18 protein-coding genes are annotated in these 18,324 nt (G+C 57.9%); 11 read left to right on the top strand and 7 right to left on the bottom strand.

Going from position 1 to position 18,324, the window contains the following annotated elements:
* Window positions 1-78: 78 nt before the first annotated feature.
* Complete coding sequence (locus tag JIF53_RS09695; RefSeq protein ID WP_199452371.1) at window positions 79-1,374, bottom strand: imelysin family protein; 1,296 nt, start codon at window positions 1,372-1,374, stop codon at window positions 79-81.
* Window positions 1,375-1,543: 169 nt separating this feature from the next.
* Here JIF53_RS09695 and JIF53_RS09690 point away from each other — a divergent pair, with 169 nt between their 5' ends.
* Genes JIF53_RS09690 through JIF53_RS09680 form a run of 3 tightly spaced genes read left to right on the top strand, consistent with a single transcriptional unit; the run spans window position 1,544 to window position 4,435 of the window.
* The gene (locus JIF53_RS09690) at window positions 1,544-2,386 is read left to right on the top strand and encodes a 23S rRNA (adenine(2030)-N(6))-methyltransferase RlmJ (protein ID WP_199452370.1); all 843 of its coding nucleotides are present in this window, start codon (window positions 1,544-1,546) and stop codon (window positions 2,384-2,386) included.
* A gap of 16 nt (window positions 2,387-2,402) precedes the next feature.
* Complete coding sequence (locus JIF53_RS09685; RefSeq protein ID WP_183576545.1) at window positions 2,403-3,614, top strand: hypothetical protein; 1,212 nt, start codon at window positions 2,403-2,405, stop codon at window positions 3,612-3,614.
* A gap of 11 nt (window positions 3,615-3,625) precedes the next feature.
* Window positions 3,626-4,435, top strand: a complete 810-nt coding sequence (locus tag JIF53_RS09680) for a mechanosensitive ion channel family protein (protein ID WP_011786274.1) — start codon at window positions 3,626-3,628, stop codon at window positions 4,433-4,435.
* A gap of 15 nt (window positions 4,436-4,450) precedes the next feature.
* Here JIF53_RS09680 and dctP read toward each other — a convergent pair whose 3' ends face one another.
* Together dctP and JIF53_RS09670 are read right to left on the bottom strand one after the other, a co-directional pair.
* Window positions 4,451-5,512, bottom strand: a complete 1,062-nt coding sequence (dctP, locus tag JIF53_RS09675; protein ID WP_183576543.1) for a TRAP transporter substrate-binding protein DctP — start codon at window positions 5,510-5,512, stop codon at window positions 4,451-4,453.
* Between the two features lie 155 nt (window positions 5,513-5,667).
* Window positions 5,668-6,057 (bottom strand): DUF4168 domain-containing protein, encoded by a 390-nt coding sequence (locus JIF53_RS09670; RefSeq protein ID WP_014422193.1) that lies wholly within the window; start codon window positions 6,055-6,057, stop codon window positions 5,668-5,670.
* Window positions 6,058-6,278: 221 nt separating this feature from the next.
* Between JIF53_RS09670 and JIF53_RS09665 the strand changes: the two genes are divergently transcribed.
* Genes JIF53_RS09665 through JIF53_RS09650 form a run of 4 tightly spaced genes read left to right on the top strand, consistent with a single transcriptional unit; the run spans window position 6,279 to window position 10,302 of the window.
* Window positions 6,279-7,751, top strand: a complete 1,473-nt coding sequence (locus JIF53_RS09665) for an ATP-binding protein (RefSeq protein WP_199452369.1) — start codon at window positions 6,279-6,281, stop codon at window positions 7,749-7,751.
* Window positions 7,748-9,133 carry a sigma-54-dependent transcriptional regulator gene (locus JIF53_RS09660; RefSeq protein ID WP_014422190.1) on the top strand — a complete coding sequence of 462 codons (1,386 nt, stop codon included), beginning with the start codon at window positions 7,748-7,750 and terminating at the stop codon, window positions 9,131-9,133. Before JIF53_RS09665 ends, JIF53_RS09660 begins: the two co-directional genes overlap by 4 nt.
* Complete coding sequence (locus JIF53_RS09655) at window positions 9,126-10,031, top strand: DMT family transporter (RefSeq protein ID WP_199452368.1); 906 nt, start codon at window positions 9,126-9,128, stop codon at window positions 10,029-10,031. Before JIF53_RS09660 ends, JIF53_RS09655 begins: the two co-directional genes overlap by 8 nt.
* Window positions 10,024-10,302, top strand: a complete 279-nt coding sequence (locus tag JIF53_RS09650; protein ID WP_014422188.1) for a GIY-YIG nuclease family protein — start codon at window positions 10,024-10,026, stop codon at window positions 10,300-10,302. Before JIF53_RS09655 ends, JIF53_RS09650 begins: the two co-directional genes overlap by 8 nt.
* Here JIF53_RS09650 and JIF53_RS09645 read toward each other — a convergent pair.
* Complete coding sequence (locus JIF53_RS09645; protein WP_199452367.1) at window positions 10,280-11,173, bottom strand: alpha/beta hydrolase; 894 nt, start codon at window positions 11,171-11,173, stop codon at window positions 10,280-10,282. The two genes, JIF53_RS09650 and JIF53_RS09645, sit on opposite strands and share 23 nt — an antisense overlap.
* Window positions 11,174-11,243: 70 nt before the next feature.
* On the opposite strand from JIF53_RS09645, the gene JIF53_RS09640 reads away from it, so the two are divergent.
* Both JIF53_RS09640 and JIF53_RS09635 read left to right on the top strand, forming a co-directional pair.
* Complete coding sequence (locus tag JIF53_RS09640; RefSeq protein WP_011786266.1) at window positions 11,244-12,233, top strand: alpha/beta hydrolase; 990 nt, start codon at window positions 11,244-11,246, stop codon at window positions 12,231-12,233.
* 57 nt (window positions 12,234-12,290) lie between these two features.
* Window positions 12,291-12,947 (top strand): OmpA family protein, encoded by a 657-nt coding sequence (locus JIF53_RS09635; RefSeq protein WP_014422186.1) that lies wholly within the window; start codon window positions 12,291-12,293, stop codon window positions 12,945-12,947.
* Between the two features lie 69 nt (window positions 12,948-13,016).
* Here JIF53_RS09635 and JIF53_RS09630 read toward each other — a convergent pair whose 3' ends face one another.
* A complete protein-coding gene (locus tag JIF53_RS09630) occupies window positions 13,017-13,301 on the bottom strand; it encodes a hypothetical protein (protein WP_153741028.1) in 285 nt (94 codons plus the stop codon).
* A gap of 188 nt (window positions 13,302-13,489) precedes the next feature.
* Window positions 13,490-14,719, bottom strand: coding sequence for a phosphoglycerate dehydrogenase (gene serA / locus JIF53_RS09625; RefSeq protein WP_011786263.1), 1,230 nt, complete (start codon window positions 14,717-14,719; stop codon window positions 13,490-13,492).
* A 189-nt stretch (window positions 14,720-14,908) separates the two neighbouring features.
* Between serA and JIF53_RS09620 the strand changes: the two genes are divergently transcribed.
* Both JIF53_RS09620 and JIF53_RS09615 read left to right on the top strand, forming a co-directional pair.
* Window positions 14,909-16,312: an FAD-binding oxidoreductase gene (locus JIF53_RS09620; RefSeq protein ID WP_014422184.1), complete on the top strand. Its 1,404-nt coding sequence runs from the start codon at window positions 14,909-14,911 to the stop codon at window positions 16,310-16,312.
* Entirely contained in the window at window positions 16,312-16,989 is a 678-nt protein-coding gene (locus tag JIF53_RS09615; protein ID WP_011786261.1) for an SIR2 family NAD-dependent protein deacylase, read from the top strand. Before JIF53_RS09620 ends, JIF53_RS09615 begins: the two co-directional genes overlap by 1 nt.
* A gap of 8 nt (window positions 16,990-16,997) precedes the next feature.
* Here the strand turns inward: JIF53_RS09615 and JIF53_RS09610 are convergent, their stop codons facing one another.
* Window positions 16,998-18,302, bottom strand: a complete 1,305-nt coding sequence (locus JIF53_RS09610) for an ABC1 kinase family protein (protein ID WP_199452366.1) — start codon at window positions 18,300-18,302, stop codon at window positions 16,998-17,000.
* Window positions 18,303-18,324: the final 22 nt, after the last annotated feature.

The raw sequence follows: 18,324 nt of genomic DNA, 5'->3' as shown, positions 1-18,324 counted from the left end.
GTTTTCCATGGCTTGTTCTTGTTAGCAGGATACCGGGAGTTTCTATCTCCCGGTATCCGTTTACTGCAACCGGATCAATCAGAATGAATGGCCGGCGTCGTCCGGGGACAGGCCTTGAATGCCCAGTTGCCGTGCAGCCTGCTCGATAGAGCCGGTCTGCTCAACCAGCGCCATGATAGCACCGTTGATAATGCGGGTGCCTTCCGCGTTGCCCGGGGCGATCATGGTGTCAAAGGCCATCGGGTTCTGGCTGCTTTCGGCGCGGGCTTTCATGAGCGCCAAGGCTTCCATTGATGCGTCCAACTGACGGTTCAGGCGAGCATCCAGCTCCGGGTTGGTCTGCTCAACCAGATCAGACAGGGACGGGCCTGAAACCACAGAGCCATCTACGCGACGATAGGTGCCGGTATACACGTTCTGGATGCCCTGGCCGTTGTAGTAGTGCGAGTTGTGGGTGTTATCGCTGAAGCAGTCGTGTTCGTCTTCATAGGAGTTGGCTTCCAAGGCAACTTTCATGCGCTCACCGGCCAGCTCGCCGAGGGACAGGGAACCCATACCGAACAGCATTTTCTGGATGCCCTCGTCGGCGTTTGCGGACGTCAGCTGGGAACGGTAGTTGTCTGAGGTGCCCGGGGCCCACTGGGCAACCATCCACTCCAGATCATCGACCAGCAGATCAGTCACGGCATCCAGATACTGGGCACGGCGCTCACAGTTGCCGTTGGTGCAGTCGTTGCCTTTGGCGTAGTCAGTAACCGGGCGCTCGCCTGCGCCACCTTCAAAACCGTGCAGATCCTGGCCCCACAGCAGGAATTCGACCGCATGGTAACCGGTGGCTACGTTGGCTTCGGAACCGCCGACTTCGTTCAGGTCGGCCAGTAGTTCAGGGGTGAGTGTTGCCACATCCAGAGTTTCCCCGCCGACGTTAATGCTGTTGCTGGCGACGATGTTGGCGGTTGCACCGGCATTGCCGAGTTCGTGCTGGTAGTCGTCGGCTTTGACGTAGTCGATCAGGCCCTCGTCCAGTGGCCAGGCGTTCAATTGGCCTTCCCAGTCATCCACGATGGCATTGCCGAAGCGGAAAACCTCTGACTGCTGGTAAGGAACCCGTGAGGCCAGCCAGGCTTCTTTTGCCGCTTTGAGGTTGGCTTCGGTGGGGTTGGCAATCAGGCGGTCAGTAGCCTCGTCCAGCGCACGCGCAGTAATCAGGGCATCCTCGTAGGTGGCATGGGCGAGATCGGCGTAATGGGTTACCACCGATGCTTTGGTGGCCGGCGCACTTTGCTCGGCGGACCAGGGCGCGTTTGCGCAGCCCGCGGTAAGGGCTGTGGCAATGGTCAGTGCCAATGGGGCTGGGCGAAACAGGTTTTTCATTTCAAACTCCATGTTGATGAGGTCTTTTTGTAAATAAGAAATATTAGCGTTCAGATTATGGGTTTGGAAACCCTACATAGCAAGGGGTTTTTGATATAGGTGATTGTCGGGCCGCTTGCGTGGCCAAGGTGACTGCGGCTTAATGGGCTCCTGATTCCGGGAGCCTTTTATGCTGAGTTATCTTCACGCCTTCCACGCCGGCAACTTTGCCGATGTTCAGAAGCATGCCGCACTGTCGCTGGTGCTGGCCATGATGCAAGCCAAGAAAAGCCCCATAGCCTGTTTTGACACCCACGCGGGCAGTGCCCGTTACGATCTTGGCAGCGAGCGGGCCCGAAAAACTGCGGAAGCTGACGGGGGTGTTCAGGCCTTGTGGCGGATCCGGGAGCAACTGGCCTCCGGCGACTGGCAGCCGGTTCTGGAGGTATTGGCGCGGTACAACCCGGGTAATGGGCTGCTGCAGACGTATCCGGGCTCACCGGCATGGTTTGCGGAATTTTGCCGACCGGGTGATTCCGTCACCGCTTTCGAGCTGCACCCTTCGGAAGAGCGTCAGCTGACTCAGTGGGCTGATGAATCGGGGGTGAAGGTGCGCCATGAGGATGGCCTGAAAGGGCTCCTGAATTGTCTGCCGCCGGCACAGCCGCGACTGTTGGCGCTGATTGATCCTTCTTACGAAATCAAAACCGATTATGAGGCCGTAGCCCGGACATTGATGGCCGCGTGGAAAAAATGCCGCCATGGCGTCTATCTTATCTGGTATCCCCTGTTAACCAGTGGCCTGGAGCAACAGCTGATGGATTCGCTGAGGGCGTCCGGTTCAGTGCGCAAGATTCTTCAGTGCGAGGTTATGTTGGATCAGCCGCCCGAACGGGGCATGGTGGGTTCCGGCATGCTGATTGTGAATCCACCCTGGGGGTTTGATGAACGCTTTGCGGCCATGATGTCGGATCTGACCGGCCCCGATCGGCTCGGTCTGTCGCCTTCCATGGATTGGCTGGTGCCTGAATAGGCCCGGAGTATCGCCTTTGACTGACAACAACCAAGCTGATCACCCATGCCTGCCTGGCGGGCTGATTCCTCTGGAGCAATGGCGGGTTCCGGAGACCTCCGTCCGCAGAACCATTCGCAGTGGTCTCCGGGATATTCTGGATCAGTTAAAAGCGGGCATTCATCCTGACGAACAGGCGTTCAGAAGTCTGGATGATTTGCCTACCCTGTCGGAACGCCAGATTCAGGACTATGCCCCGGTACCGGATCGTGAAGAACTTGCCCGGGCTTTATTGAACGAGCTGGAACAGTTGCGCCGGTCAGGCGGGCAGTCACGCAAGGCCAGTTTTCTGGTGGCACCACCATTCTCAGGTATTGCCGAAGCTTTGGGGGCCTCGGGGCGGCGGGTGATCGCCCCGCCGGACAATCTGTTAATGCCTGAAAGAGACATTACCGGCTGGTGGGATCACCAGCTTCAGGACGATGACTGGGTAATACCGGAACTGGCAGATTTCTGGCTGCGACACCGGTCCGGTCTTGGCTTGTTGCGTGAATTATTCGCGCGCCTGGCGCGGGATAAAGTGGGTGAGGGCATCATTGGCTGTTCCAGCTGGTGTTGGCAGTTCTGGGCTCAGTACCTGCCAGAGCTCCACCTGGCCCCATTGACCCCCAGCCCTTTGTCGGGGGATCGTCTTACCAACTGGCTTGGACATCTGGCGGGGGAGCGCTCGCAAGGACCACTGACGGCGAGAATGACCCAGGATGGCCTGTATGTACTGCCGGCGCCAACCGGGGACGACGAGCGAAAATACAGCCTGTTTACCCGGGATTTGGCCACTTTGGCTCGGGGAAATCCGGGGGTTGCCCTGGCTATCTGGCGCCGAACTCTTCGGGCACGGCCCGAGGATGAGGCGCAGCAGCAAGGGGAAGGGGATGCACATCAAGAGGGCCGCCAGTGCTGGGTGGCGCCACTGGATCAGCTGAGTTTGCCTGCCGTGCCCCAGAGTTCAGCCCGGCGGTCCGGCTACCTGCTGCATGCGTTGTTGATGCATGGCGGCCTGAGCCTGGGGCAGCTGGAGCTGACGTCGGGGTTGCCTGGCGAGGAATTGCGGATAGCGCTGTCCCGGCTGGAACGAGCCGATGTAGTGACCGGGGATGAGCAGGAAGGCATCTTTCGGGTGCAGGCATTGGCGTATCCGGCTGTGCGGCGGTATCTGCAATCCAAAGGGTATCCGGTGGACAGCTTCTAGGAGAAACGGTTATGGGCGATTTCGGTATCAAGGACGCACTGTCTTCAATTACCTCCGAGGCTTTGCTGGAAGCCCTGGCGGTCATCGTTGCGGCTTCGTTGCTGATCCTGATGGTTCAGAAAGCAGTTCCGGTACTGGCTGCGAAACTATCGGGAAAACCGAGGCTGTACCTTCTCGCATCCGTTCCTCTTTTCCGGCTTCTGGTCATTGTTCTGACGATCATTGTGGTGGTGCCCATTCTGGTGGAACCCTCATTCGAGAACATGATTGCCATCTTCGGTGCCCTGGGTCTTGCCTTGGGTTTTGCGTTCAAGGACTACGCCAACAGCCTCATTGCAGGTATCGTTACGCTCTATGAAATGCCTTACCGACCGGGTGACTGGATCGAAGTGAACGGTCGCTATGGTGAGGTGCGGAGTATCGGTACCCGGGCCGCAGAAATCGTGACGCTGGATGATACCGTGATTGTGATTCCCCACAGCCTGCTGTGGAATACACTGCTGGCCAATGGCAATGACGGCACGGATAACCTGATGTGCGTGGCCGAGGTTTTTCTGGACCCGAACCACGATGTCGGCCGGATGCTGGGCCTGTTCCGGGATGCGATCTTTGCCTGCCCGCTCACCAAAACCTACCAGCCGGTGCTGGTCACGGTTGCCGCACGGGAAGCCGGTATGTGCTATCGGTTGAAAGCCTACCCGCTGGAGCCCAGAGAGCAGGCGCGTTTCATTTCAGACCTGACCGCAAGGGCCGCGGAGATCTGTGGTGACGAGGGTGTCCCGATGGTCTCCTACCCTTATCTGCAGGCTCAGAAAGCCTGATCCGGGCAGGGCTGATCAGTCACCCGCAATCGACGTTGCCCGCTGAATCAGCGCCTGGCCTTTCTCTCCGGTCAGTTCGATAAAGCGTTGCCGGGCGGGCAGGCTCGCATCGCGGAAGGCCGCCCTTTCAGCTTCCGTCAGCCGTACGACCCGGATACCGCCCTGTTCCAGTATGGTCTCCAGCCGCTCCTTGTTCAGGTCCTCCTGGAGAGTCCAGGCTTCCTCGGATAGCTGTGCAATGGTTTCCTCCAGCCATTTCCGTTCCTGCGAGGGGAGTCCTGCGAACCAGTCCTCATTGGCCACAACAGATGCGATAAACCGTGAGGCCCTGGCCATGGTCATGACGTTCTGGACTTCATGGAACCCCATTTCCTCAATAGCAAACACCGGGTTGCTCTGGCCGTCGATGTTGCCGAGCTGGAGATCGCTGTATACCTGGGCGAAAGGCGTCTGTACGGGGTCAGCACCATAGCTTCGGAAAGCCTCTGCTGCGGTTTCCGAGGTCATGGTGCGAAATCTTAACCCCTGGAAATCGGCGGGGGTTCTCAGGGGGTTGTTGGCCGTCCAGGTCATCCAGCCTTCCGGCACGAACCCCAGCAGTTGCAGGCCAGCGTTGTGGTAGGCCGGTTCAAATGCGGAAATAAACGCGGGCGCCTCCAGAAGGCGACGGGCCGGTTCCTGTTCTTCCGGAAGCAGGAAGTGAAGATTAAAAAGGCCGGTTTCCGGAACGGTATCGGCCAGGTGGCCGGGCGAGGCAAAGGCCAGGTTGACTGAGCCGTTGCGAGTCAGTTCTGTCAGTTGGGCCGAGGTGCCCAAAGAGCCATAAGGAAAGACATCGACCTCAATCCTTCCACCAGACAGCGCTTCGACCTGTTCCCTGAACTGCTGTGCGTAAAGATGCTGAACACTGCCTTCAATCTCTTCCAGGGCAAAGCGCCAGGTGACCGGATACTCTGGTTTGCCGTCCGCCGAACTCTGCGCGGCTGACGAGGAGCCATTGTCGGAGCAGCCGGTCAGCAGCATCACTGCCGCAGTGGCAACGAGGCTGAAGCTGAGAAGCGGGTGGCGTTTGGTCATTGTATTCAGGGCTCCAGAATCCGGCGCATTTGAGTCTAGAGGGAAAAGGTAACACAACAGACCGAGGAGAAAAGGCCGATGTGTAAACGCCAGACGAACAGCCACAAAAAAGCCCCGCCGAAGCGGGGCCAGACGACGAACCGGATGCAGGAAATTTACATCAGAGCGTCAACGCGGTTGCGTACCTTCGGCTCACTGCTGTAAGCGGTGGCAATGGCGTTATAGGTGGGGATATCGATACCCACGTCTTCGATCACCGAGACCATTTCATCATTGGCTTCCATCTGCAGTTCCTGGGCCTTCTGCTGAGACTCGGCTGATTCGATCTTCTCGATGTATTCCTCTCGCACTTCCATAACACCGGATTGTGCCTCAATGAATTGTTTCAGCTCAGCATCGCTGTAATTGGTGCTTTGGCTGCCTGCGGCGGCGGGGTTGCTGTAACCGGAGCCCTGTTCGGCCGGGGCCGGGTTCTGTTGTGCTATCACCGGTGCGGTTGCCAGCAGTGCCAGAGATGCGGTGATGGATACAAGCAGTTTGTTCATAGCTTTACTCCTGGTTTTAATGAGGCCGGCTCGGTCGTCCAGCCACAAACTTGTGAATGTCGATGTGACAATAGCGATTCCCGTGCCAGGTTTTAATTTCTCTATAAAGGCAATAAAAACAGTAGTTTATGGATGCTCTATGGTTAAAGCTCAGTAATCTGTCTTGTGGCAAAATGCCACATGTGGCAGAAAGGCTGTGACATTTCTGCAGAGTGGTGTTTATGGCGTTGATGGGAAAACGGGTGGGAGCACTGTTCCGGTCGCTGCAATTAACGTTGGTGCTCAGTATTGTAGTGCCGCTGCTGCTGTTCAGTGGCATTGCTATCTACATTGGCATGGGGGCGGTAGAGCGCGCTCTGAACGATCGCCTTCGTGAAGACCTGGAACTGGTGGCGCGAGCGGTCAGCGGGCCGGTGAGTAAGGCGCTGGCCGAAAGCGATGAACTGGTCCTGGGCGAATCCCTGAAATCCATCTTCCAGATCGGGCGCATTTCCGGGGCCTCGGTGTTTGACGCAGAGGGTGACCGGGTGGCCAGTCTCGGTGTTGCTGACTCCGATGTCACCAATAGCGCCAGCGCCGAAAAGGCAATCGCCAGTGGTGAGCTCGGGGGCGCGTTTCGTTGGGTGGATGGCGAGTCGGTGTTTTCCCAGTTCACGCCGCTGGTTGCGGAAGACGGGCGGATTCAGGGTTTGTTGCAGGTAACGCGGCAACGCAGTGATTTCCATGATCTGGTAGCCACCAGCCGTTGGTGGGCAGTGGTGATCTGGTCGATGATTGCGGCCACCATCATCCTCGTTGTCGTTCTGGGGCATTACCGGACCGTGGGGCGACATGTGAACCGTTTGCTGGAGAGCATGGCCTCTCTGCAACCGGGCGCCTGGCGGTTGGAGACACCGGGGGCAGGGCCACAGGAGCTGCGTCAGATTCAGCAGGGCATTCGTGCTCTGGGCGAACGAATGGCCGAGGCCGAGGCCGAAATCGAAGACAGGATTGCCCGGGAACGGGCGCTGGCAGAACAGCTGGAATACCAGGAGAAAGTGGCGATGATTGGCCGGGTCGCAGGCGGGGTAGCTCACGAACTGGGGGCGCCTCTGAACGTTATTCAGGGCCGGGCCCGCATTCTGGCCAGGGCCGGGCTGGAGCAGGAGCAGCAACGGCATCTGGATGATATCGAACATCAGGTGGACCGGATGACCATGATTATCCAGCAACTGCTGGACTGTTTCCGGCATGTGCCCGAGTCCCGGCGACCCGTAAACCTGGCAGACATTCTCGAGGACGTCGTTACCCGCGCCCGTGAAGACAGGCGCTGCCAGGCGGTTTCGCTGCAAGCCGACGCTTTTGACAGGCCGATGCCGACACGGGCGGAGCCGCTCCGGGTTGGCCTGGCGTGTCTGAATGTGGTGAGAAATGCGTGTCAGGCTGGCCGGGAACAAGTCGCGCTCTCTGTCGGCGAGACCGGGGAGTTTTGGGTGTTCCGGGTCGAGGACGATGGCCCTGGTATACCGGCGGAGCATCACGCCAGGGTTTTCGAGCCGTTCTTCAGCACCCGCCCGGCCGGCGAAGGCACGGGGTTAGGGCTGGCAGTGGTTCAGAGTGTCATGAAAGAACACGGGGGGGCCGTTGAGGTGATTGATAGCGAGTTGGGTGGTTGTGGTATGGCGCTGTATTTTCCGAAAGAGGTGGGGCAATGAGCAGCCGGCCTGTCACGATCCTGCTGGTCGAAGATGACGCCAGCCTTGGCCAACTGCTGATGGAGGAGTTGGAAGTGGATGGATACCGCGTACGCAGGGTCAGTATGGTGGCCGAGGCGCGGACTGCTCTGGCAGACGAACGCCCGGGCCTGATCGTATCGGATCTGCGCTTGCCCGATGGTGACGGTCTGGAGATTCTGTCGCTTCAGCAGGCCGAGCATCCCGGTATTCCCTTTATCGTGATTACCGCGTTTGGGACGGTGGACCAGGCGGTCGATGCTTTGAAGGCCGGCGCTGATGATTTTCTGACCAAGCCGCTCTCAACGGATCATCTCCGGTTAAAGATCAAACGGTTGCTGGCCCAGGCGGATCTGAACCGGCAGTTGGCGGAGTATCAGTCCGGGCGCGGCGGCGATGAAAACATGGGCTTGATCGGCGGCAGTGCGATGATGGATCGCCTCAGGTCAGACATTCGCCAGGTTGCCCGCAGTCAGGCCGCGGTTCTGATTAATGGCGAAAGTGGAACCGGGAAAGAGCTGGTTGCGAGGGCAATCCACCAGCAAAGTGAGCGCTCAGCACGGCCGTTCCTTGCGGTGAATTGTGCCGGTATACCGCCAGACTTGATGGAAAGTGAATTCTTCGGTCACGAGGCTGGTGCTTTTACCGGTGCACGGCAGGCCCGTAGGGGGCTGTTTGCAGAGGCGAACGGTGGCACCTTGCTGCTGGACGAGATTGGTGAAATGCCATTGGCGCTGCAAGCCAAACTGCTTCGGGTGTTGCAGGAGGGCTGCATCAAACCAGTGGGGGCTGACCATGAGGAAATGGTGGATGTTCGCATTCTGGCGGCAACGCATGTGGATTTGCTTCGGGCTGTTGAGCAGGGTCATTTCCGCGAAGACCTGTATTATCGTCTCGAAACCCTGTCGTTAACGGTGCCTCCCCTGAGGGAGCGGGATGAGGATGTTGAATTGCTGGCCATGCATTTTCTGGGTGAGGCAGCACGTCGTCACAGCCGGGGGTTCCTGAAGTTCAGTGACGTCACGTTAAGGATACTCCGCGATTATCCGTTCCCGGGCAATGTGCGTGAGCTGTCCAGTGCGATTGAGCGGGCGGTCACTTTTTGTGAAAGCGATACCATACAGCCCGAGCATTTGCCCGAACGCATCCGGAAGCGCCAGGGCGGGATTGTTCAGGCTGCCGTTGCCGCTTCGCCCGGGAAACTTTCCGAATGGCCCACCTTGGAGATGCTCCAGCAGGATTACGTGCGCCGGGTCATGGCTGCCGTTGATGGTAATAAACGCCGGGCGGCCCAGATACTCGGCATTAATCGCAGAACACTGTATCGCTGGCTGGAGTCGGATTTGGAGCATGGGCATGACTGATCAGAAACAGGCCATGATGTACGGCCTTGCCACGGTGCTGCTGTGGTCGACCGTTGCTACCGCCTTCAAATTGTCACTGGCGGATCTTGCGCCGGTTCAGATGCTGCTGGTGGCCTGTACCGCATCCATCGTCGTGATGGCGGCTATCCTCATGCTACAGGGGCGCTGGGGACTGGTGTTCCGTTTGCGGCGTGGCCAATACCTGCAGTCCATGCTGATGGGGCTGATCAATCCCTGTCTGTACTACTTTCTGCTGTTTGGTGCGTTCGACCGTCTGCCCGCCCAGGAGGCTCAGCCTCTTAATTACACCTGGGCACTGGTGCTGGCCTATCTGTCGGTGCCGTTTCTGGGGCAGAAACTGCGCAGGATCGATATTCTGGCGGGGTTGGTGTGTTACGCCGGAGTGGTAGTGATCGCCACCCGCGGTGCGGTAACCTCGCTCTCATTCTCGGACCCGCTCGGTGTCTCGCTGGCGTTGGGCAGCACGCTGGTTTGGGCGTCTTACTGGATTATTGCCACCCGGGATACCCGGGACCCGGTGGTTGGCCTGTTTCTTAATTTTCTATTTGGACTGCCGGTCATTGTGCTGGTGTGCTGGCAGACGGCGGGGTTGGCGATGCCGATCGGGAGTTCGATGGCCGCTGCGGTTTACGTCGGCGTTTTTGAAATGGGCATAGCCTTTGTGCTGTGGTCCCAGGCCATGAAAAAAGCAGAAAACACCTCGAAAGTGAGCAATCTGATTTTTATCTCGCCGTTTCTGTCCCTGGTGTTTATCTACTTCATTCTGGGCGAAGTTATTCTCACCTCGACCTACGTCGGGCTGGTGCTGATCATTGCGGGATTATGGCTGCAGCAGAAGAAGGTCCGTGACCGGGAGCAGGCGTTGAGCCATGGCTGAAAACTGGTATCTGTACCTTGTTCGCACCGCATCGGGTAGCCTCTACACCGGAATTGCCACAGATGTGGAGCGGCGGTTTGCCGAGCATCAGGCGGGGGCACCCAAAGGTGCCCGGAGCCTGAGAGGTAAAGGGCCGTTAACCCTGGAGTTCCATGTGCCTGCCGGCGACAGGAGCCGCGCCTCCCGCCTGGAATGGCAGGTCAAGCGCTGGCCCAAGGTTCGAAAGGAAGCTTTGATCCGGGGTGTCGTCAGGCTTGAAGATGATGCCTGATGTGACGCCCGGCAACGGCCAGAGCGTCTCTGGCCCGGTCAAGCTGCGCGGCGTGCACCTGGAATACATGCCAGAGATTGTTGTAGATCTCCAGCGTGGTTTCCACGTGTTCCTGTTTGGCCGCCTCCGCCAATCGACGGGCGTCGTTGAGCAGAACTTCCTGGCTTCCGACCTGAATCAGCAGGGGAGGCAGGCCACTCAGGTCACCGTAGACAGGCGACACCAGCGGGTGCGTCAAAGGCACGCCGTTGGCATACATTTTCGCGGCTTTGAAGGTCCAGGCAGCGTGCAGGACCGGTTCACATTCCGGAGTGTAAAGATCCTTTTCTGACAGATCTGTCCAGGGCGAGAAGCAGGTGACGGATGAGGGTAGTGGATGACCGTGGTCGCGCAATCGCATGGCCAGTACCACCGACAGACCGCCGCCGGCGGAATCTCCGGCCAGGGCAATGGAGCCGGGGCATACCCCCTGGTTGATCAAGGCCAGATATACGGCTTCGGCATCGTCCGGCGCGGCTGGAAACGGATGCTCCGGCGCCAGCCGGTAATCCGGTACCAGTACGTCGCAGCCAGAGAATTTGGCCAGATGGCCGGCAATGCCCCGGTGGGTATCGGCAGAGCCCATAACATAGCCTCCGCCGTGAAAATACAGTACGGTGCCGCCAGAACGGTCTTCCGGGGAGGCGCGCAGCACCGGTACATCGCCCAGGTCTTCCCACGCGAAACTGACGTCTTTAGGCGGGTAGGATGTTCGATAAGCTTCCCGGGTGTATCGGCGCTGCACCGATAACGGAAACGCCCGGGACAGGACGGGCTTCACAAAACGGTGCATGGTCCCTCTCAACCCGGCCTCAAGAAGCGGCTGGAACATCTGTGTTCTCCCTTGTGAATGCGTTAGGATGACTGGCATTTATGGATTCATGACAGGCGTTTAACTCTACGTGTACTGGAAAACAGATACCATAGAAATACCGAATTGGGACAGACATTCCCTGCTGGACCGTCTGGAACCGTTTGATCCGTCCGCCAGCCGGGAACTGAGTTCCGAGATGGAGGCGTATTGCCGGTTCTATGGCCTTGATCTTTGGGTTGAGCATCCGGATGTGGTCTACCATCAGGGGTACATCTGTGCCGAGCGGCATGAAGTGATGGTGCATTACTTCCGGCTGCCGGAGAGCGCCAGCCCGAAAGGCACGGTGTTCATTCTGCATGGTTATTTTGATCATGTGGGTCTGTATACCCAATTGATTGACCGCTGTCTTGGTGCAGGCTTCGATGTTCTGGCCTACGATCAGCCCGGGCACGGATTGTCGAGTGGCACGCCGGCCGCCATTGGCAGTTTCCTGGAGTACCAGGCCGTACTGTCGGAAGTAATGGCGAAGGTCAGGGACAAGATTCGGGGGCCCTGGTACGCAGTGGGGCAGAGTACGGGTGGCGCAATATTGATTGACTACCTGCTGTCGAACCACCACAACCGGGAGTCCTCGGCGTTCCGCAAAGTGGTGTTGCTGGCGCCACTGGTAAGGCCTATGGGCTGGCTGGGGGCAAAGATTCTCCACAGTCTGGTCAAACCGTTCCTGACTCGCTGGAAACGGGTATTCGGACCGAACAGCGGCGATACCCGCTTCCTTCGGTTCCTGCGGGAACACGACCCGTTGCAGGCAAGAGCGGTTCATGTCGATTGGGTGACTGCATTGAGACAATGGGTGCCGCACATTGAGTCGGCGAGGCCGGTGGATTTTCCGGTCACCGTGGTGCAGGGTGAGAAGGATCTGACGGTAGACTGGCAGCACAATCTGAGGATTATCCGGAATAAATTTTCCTCAGTGAAGGAACGAAGAATACCGGACGGTCGTCATCATCTTGTGAACGAAGCGCAGGATTTGCAGGCGACGGTATTCAATACCATTATCGATACATTCTCGGAGTAAGCAGTGGCCGTAGTGCCAAAAGCTCCGGACCAACCATTACAGAAACGGGAGAAGACAGTGAAAAAGACAATTCTTGCCTTTGCGGTAGCAACTGTTGGCCTGAGTGGCTGTATGACCTATGACCCGTATACCGGGGAAGAGAAAACTTCGAACGCCACCAAGGGCAGTATTATTGGCGCGATCGGTGGTGCTGCGATTGGTGCAGCAACCTCCAGCAGCAGTGATCGTGGCAAAGGCGCACTGATTGGTGCCGCTGGCGGTGCGGCCGTGGGTGGCGGTATCGGCTACTACATGGACCGCCAGGAAGCTCAGCTGCGCCAGAAGCTGGAAGGTACCGGTGTTCGCGTCGTCCGTAATGGTGACCAGATCGACCTGATCATGCCGGGTAACATCACTTTTGATACCGACCAGTCCACCATCCGTTCCGGTTTTACCGGCACTCTTGAGTCTGTGGCTCTGGTTCTGAAAGAGTTCGACAAAACCATCATCCAGATTGAAGGCCATACTGACAGCACCGGTTCAGACAGCTACAACCAGCTGTTGAGCGAGCGTCGCGCGTCTTCTGTCCGTGACTTCCTGTTGAATCAGGGCATTGAGCCCCGTCGTACCCGGGCCACCGGTTATGGCGAGCGCTACCCGATTGCTTCCAACGATACGGCTGCGGGTCGTGAGCAGAACCGTCGCGTTGAGCTGACACTGGTGCCGATGCAGTAATAACCTGCTCAGCATTCAACAAAAAAGCCCCGGTTTATGCCGGGGCTTTTTGCGTTATGGCAGGAGCAATCAGTTGGTGTTGCTCGGCAGCCATTCGTCGATTCGCTTCTTCAGATCGTCCAGCTGGTCTTCGCCGGAGTCCTTGAGTTCGCCCAGTTTGCTTCGGGCAGTCTCGATGTGGTCTTCAACGGCCTGAATGCGCTCTGAAAACTCTCTCTGAATTTCGGCTTCCGCTTGGTCATCCTTTGCCTTGGCCATCTTTTCGTCGGCTTCGGCACGCAGGCTGTCGATCTGTTTGCTCCAGTACTCGGTCTGAGTTTCCAGTTTCTTCTGCAGAGATTCCTTCAAGGACATAATTACCTCCATGCTGGGCCTGTTCCGGCCCGGTTTGAATGACTGGTACTTTTCAGCATGGCTACGTATGGCCGAATCTCAAGGGCGGCAGCATGAAGTTTTGTTGAAATGCGGCGTTGTGGCCCGAAATGGCATAAAAAAACCGGAGCTCCCAGGGGGATGCTCCGGTTCTTGAAGGCAGCTGTCTGTCAGAACAGTACGCGGCAGCGAATAGTGCCTTTTACCTGGCGGAGCTTTTCCAGCGCCAGCTCACCGTAGGCCTTGTCCACATCGACCACCACATAACCAATATCTTCCTTGGTTTGCAGGTACTGGCCACAGACGTTGATGCCGTTTTCGGAGAACACCTGGTTGATTTCCGACATTACGCCCGGCACGTTCTCGTGAATGTGCAGCAGGCGGTGCTGGTTCGGGTGCGACGGCAGCGCCACTTCCGGGAAGTTCACCGAAGAAACGGAGGTGCCGTTGTCGCTGTACATGGCCAGCTTCTCGGCCACTTCGCGCCCGATGTTTTCCTGGGCTTCAATGGTTGAGCCACCCACGTGCGGAGTCAGGATGCAGTTGTCGAACTCTCGCAGTGGCGAGACAAATTCTTCGTCGTTGGACTTGGGCTCCACCGGGAATACGTCGATGGCCGCGCCCAGCAGTTTACCGGAGCTCAGCGCATCGGCCAGGGCGTCGATATCCACCACGGTACCGCGGGAAGCGTTCATCAGAATGCTGCCCGGCTTCATCTGGGCAAACTGCTCGGCCTTGAACATGTATTTGGTTGCCGGAGTCTCCGGTACGTGCAGGGAAACCACATCGGAAATGTTCAGCAGTTCCTGTAGCGTGCCCACTTGCGTGGCGTTACCAATCGGCAGTTTGGAAACCACGTCGTAGAAATAGACGTCCATTCCCAGGCTTTCGGCCAGCACGCTGAACTGGGTGCCGATGTTGCCGTAACCGATGATGCCAAGCTTCTTGCCACGAATCTCGTAGCTGTTCTTGGCCGATTTCAGCCACTCGCCACGGTGGGCTTTGGCGTTCTTTTCCGGCACGCCGCGCAGCAGCAGGATGGCCTGGGCCAGAACCAGTTCTGCCACGGAACGGGTGTTGGAGAAAGGCGCGTTGAACACGGCCACGCCACGGCGGGTCGCGGCCTGCAGGTCAACCTGGTTGGTGCCGATACAGAAGCAGCCCACAGCCACCAGCTTCCTGGCGGCTTCAAATACTTTCTCGGTCAACTGGGTGCGAGAGCGGATACCAACGAAGTGCGCATCGGCAATCTTCTCGATCAGCTCTTCCTCACCCAATGAATGGGTCAGATACTCGATATTGGTGTAACCCGCGGCATTCAGGGTATCAATGGCAGATTGATGCACGCCTTCCAGCAGCAGGATCCGGATTTTGCTCTTTTCGAGAGACGTATTTGACATGGGCTTGCTTCCGAACCTTTCGTCACGTGAAATGACCTGCAGCCAGGGATCGTCGGCCTGGCTCACAGAACAGGGGCGGTATGATACCATAAACGCAGATTTTCACAGCGCGCCGGTTTGCCTGAATCAATTCTTTGTGAGTGATCTCTGAACAGGCCCTGGCCCAACTTCGAAGAGACTGACACATCCATGAGTTCCGAACAGATCATCGCTTCCCTTAAAGAGCTGGTTGCCACCTCCGAAAACCCGGGCAAGGTTCTCACCGATCCTGCGGATCTGGACAATTACGGCAAGGACTGGACCAAAATCTACCCGCCCAAGCCGCTGGCCATTGTCCTGCCGAAAACCACGGAGCAGGTGCAGGCGCTGGTGAAGTTTGCCAATGACAATCAGGTGGCTCTGGTACCTTCGGGCGGACGTACCGGCCTGAGTGCAGGCGCCGTGGCCGCCAATGGCGAGGTGGTGGTAGCGTTCGACAACATGAACCAGATTCTGGATTTCAACGCCAGTGATCGCACCGTACGTTGCCAGGCCGGGGTGGTGACCGAGCAACTGCAGACCTTCGCCGAGGAAAACGGCCTGTACTATCCGGTGGATTTTGCCTCCGCCGGGTCGAGCCAGCTCGGTGGCAACCTGTCCACCAATGCCGGCGGCATCAAGGTCATTCGCTGGGGCATGAGCCGGGACTGGGTTGCCGGACTGAAAGTGGTGACCGGTAAAGGTGATGTGCTGGATCTGAACAAGGATCTGGCCAAGAACAACACCGGCTACGATCTGCGACATCTGTTCATCGGTGCCGAGGGCACCCTGGGTTTCATTACCGAAGCCACCATGAAGCTTACCCGCAAGCCGGACGACCTGACCGTGCTGGTGCTGGGCCTGAATGACCTCACCAACACCATGGATGTCTTGCAGGCTTTCCAGAAAAAACTGGATCTGACCGCCTACGAGTTTTTCTCTCACCAGGCCATGGGGCATGTACTGGCCCACGGCCAGGTTCAGGCACCGTTCGAGACCGAGGCGCCATATTATGCGTTGCTGGAGTTCGAGGCTGTTTCTGATCAGGTGATGGACGATGCCATGGCACTGTTTGAGCAGTGTGTGGAAGAAGGCTGGGTGCTGGATGGCGTCATCAGCCAGAGTGAAACCCAGGCACAGAACCTTTGGCAACTGCGTGAGCGGATTTCCGAATCCATCGCGCCGCGAATTCCCTACAAGAACGATATTTCGGTGGTGGTTTCCAAGGTGCCGGGCTTCCTCCAGGAAATCGACAACGTGGTTACCGAACACTACCCGGACTTCGAGATCATCTGGTTCGGCCACATTGGTGACGGCAACCTTCACCTGAACATCCTCAAACCGGAGGACATGGCGAAGGAAGATTTCTTCGAAAAATGCCAGCAGGTGAACAAGTGGGTATTTGAAATTGTCGAGCGTTATCAGGGCAGTGTCTCTGCTGAGCACGGTGTGGGCATGACCAAGAAACCCTACCTGCAGTACACCCGCAGCGAGGCGGAAATTGCCTACCTGCGCGGTATCAAGCAGGTGTTCGATCCCAATAACATCATGAACCCGGGCAAGATCTTCGACTGATGCAAGAGCACATTGTTGTACTCACCGGCGCTGGAATCAGCGCCGAAAGCGGCCTCTCCACCTTCCGGGACAACGGTGGGCTGTGGGAGCAGCACAGTGTGTACGATGTGGCCACGCCGGAGGCGTTCGAGCGCAACCGGGATCTGGTGCTGAGGTTCTATAACGAGCGCAGGCGGCAACTTCAAACCGTCCAGCCCAATCCTGCGCACCGCTTGCTGGCGGAGCTGGAAAGCCGTTTTCAGGTGACCGTGGTCACCCAGAATGTGGACGACCTGCATGAGCGCGGCGGTTCGAGCAATGTGCTGCACCTGCACGGTGAACTCACCAAGGCCCGCAGTTCCGCCTATCCGGACCTCATTTACGACATCGGCTACAACGACATCAATCCCGGGGATACCTGTGATCGCGGTGCCCAGCTTCGGCCCCATATCGTCTGGTTCGGCGAAGAAGTCCCGATGCTGGATGCGGCGGCAGAGGTGGTGCGCACCGCAGATCAGTTGCTGATTGTGGGTACGTCGCTGCAGGTATATCCGGCGGCAGGGCTGGTCTACGAGGTGGACATTGATGTGCCCATCACGGTGATTGATCCTGGCGAACCTGCGTCCGTCTCCCGGGCACGGGTGATTCGCAAAGGGGCCTCGGAAGGGGTGCGGGAGTGGGTTTCGCGTTATTTGTGAACTTGGCGTTAGCCTCGGAGGTATTTCTCCAGTTCACTTCTGAATGCGGCCTGAACACCTAAGCGTTTTAGCATCCAGTAATGCCCCGCAATCATCCGGTCTATGAAAATACTCTCGACCGGTGGTTTGAAGTAATCCAGGTATTTGAACACCGTGCTGGTTTTTGCGGCCACGTGTTTATGGATATCGGCCTCGGCGAAGTCGTAGGGCTCATCGTTCAGGAACGGGATGATCAGGATATCCCTCCACATGGCGTAATAGGCTTCATCGACCGCCGGTTGGCTGTCCACGCGAGCGCCCAGGTCGATCAGGTACTGGTCCAGGGCCTGGTAGTCCTCATCCAGCGCTGCGATCAAGGCTTTGCGGTAGGCTTCGACAATCTCCGGTTTGAGTTTCTTCACGCAGCCGAAGTCATACATGATAATGGTGCCATCCGGCCGGTAGGCGAAATTGCCCGCGTGAGGGTCGCCGTGAATGCACTGGAACCGGAACAGCTGATCGGCCATGATCGTGAAAATCCGGTGGCCAATCAGGTTGAGGGTTTCCTGGGAGTAGTGTTCCGGTGTGACCTTGCTGACGTGGTCGCCCTCCACCAGCCCCAGGGTCAGGACCCGACGGGTTGAATGGCTGTCGACCACCTCCGGGATGATCACCCACGGCTGATCATTGTGGAATTCGTGGAACAGCTTGAGGTTTCGCGCCTCGTTCTCGTAATCCAGCTCTTCCTTCAGTCGCACCCGGATTTCGCCGAACAGCTGGTCAACCGTCTCCTTGGGCATTTTCAGCAGGCCGCCGAGCTTCAGGGCCAGTCGTAGCTGTTTGAGGTCGGAGTCGCAGGATTCATCCACGCCGGGGTATTGCACTTTCACGATCACATCCGTGCCATCGTGCAGGCGGGCGCGGTGTACCTGGCCGATGGAGGCAGAGGCGTAGGGTGTTTCCTGCAGGTATTCAAACAGCTCGCCAACCGGCTTGCCCAGCTCACTTTCGACTTGTTCCAGAATCACCTCGAATGGCATCGGTGGTGCTTCTTTCTGGAGTTTTTCCAGCGCGTCCGAGAATTCTTTGGGCAGGAAGTCCTGGGTCTGGGAGGCTATCTGCCCCACCTTCATCACCGCCCCCTTGAGCTCCCCCAGGGTATCGGCAATGTGCCCGGCCATCCGGGTGTAGCTTTCGCTCTGGGCGCCTTCGTCATTTTCGGTGCGGAACATGCGCCGCGCTCTCTGGCCGGCGTACTGGCCCGCCACCGTGGCGGTCATGCCTGCGAGTTTGAAGAAGCGTCCTGTGCGTGAAGTAACGGGTTTCCTGACCATGGTAGTGCCTGTTCTACGGGAA

Origin of the sequence: Marinobacter sp. bablab_jr008, from assembly GCF_016464145.1 — a bacterium.
Classification (GTDB): Bacteria; Pseudomonadota; Gammaproteobacteria; order Pseudomonadales; family Oleiphilaceae; genus Marinobacter; species Marinobacter nauticus.
The sequence above is the reverse complement of the archived record's forward strand: the minus strand, read 5'-3'. Positions and strand labels throughout refer to the sequence as shown.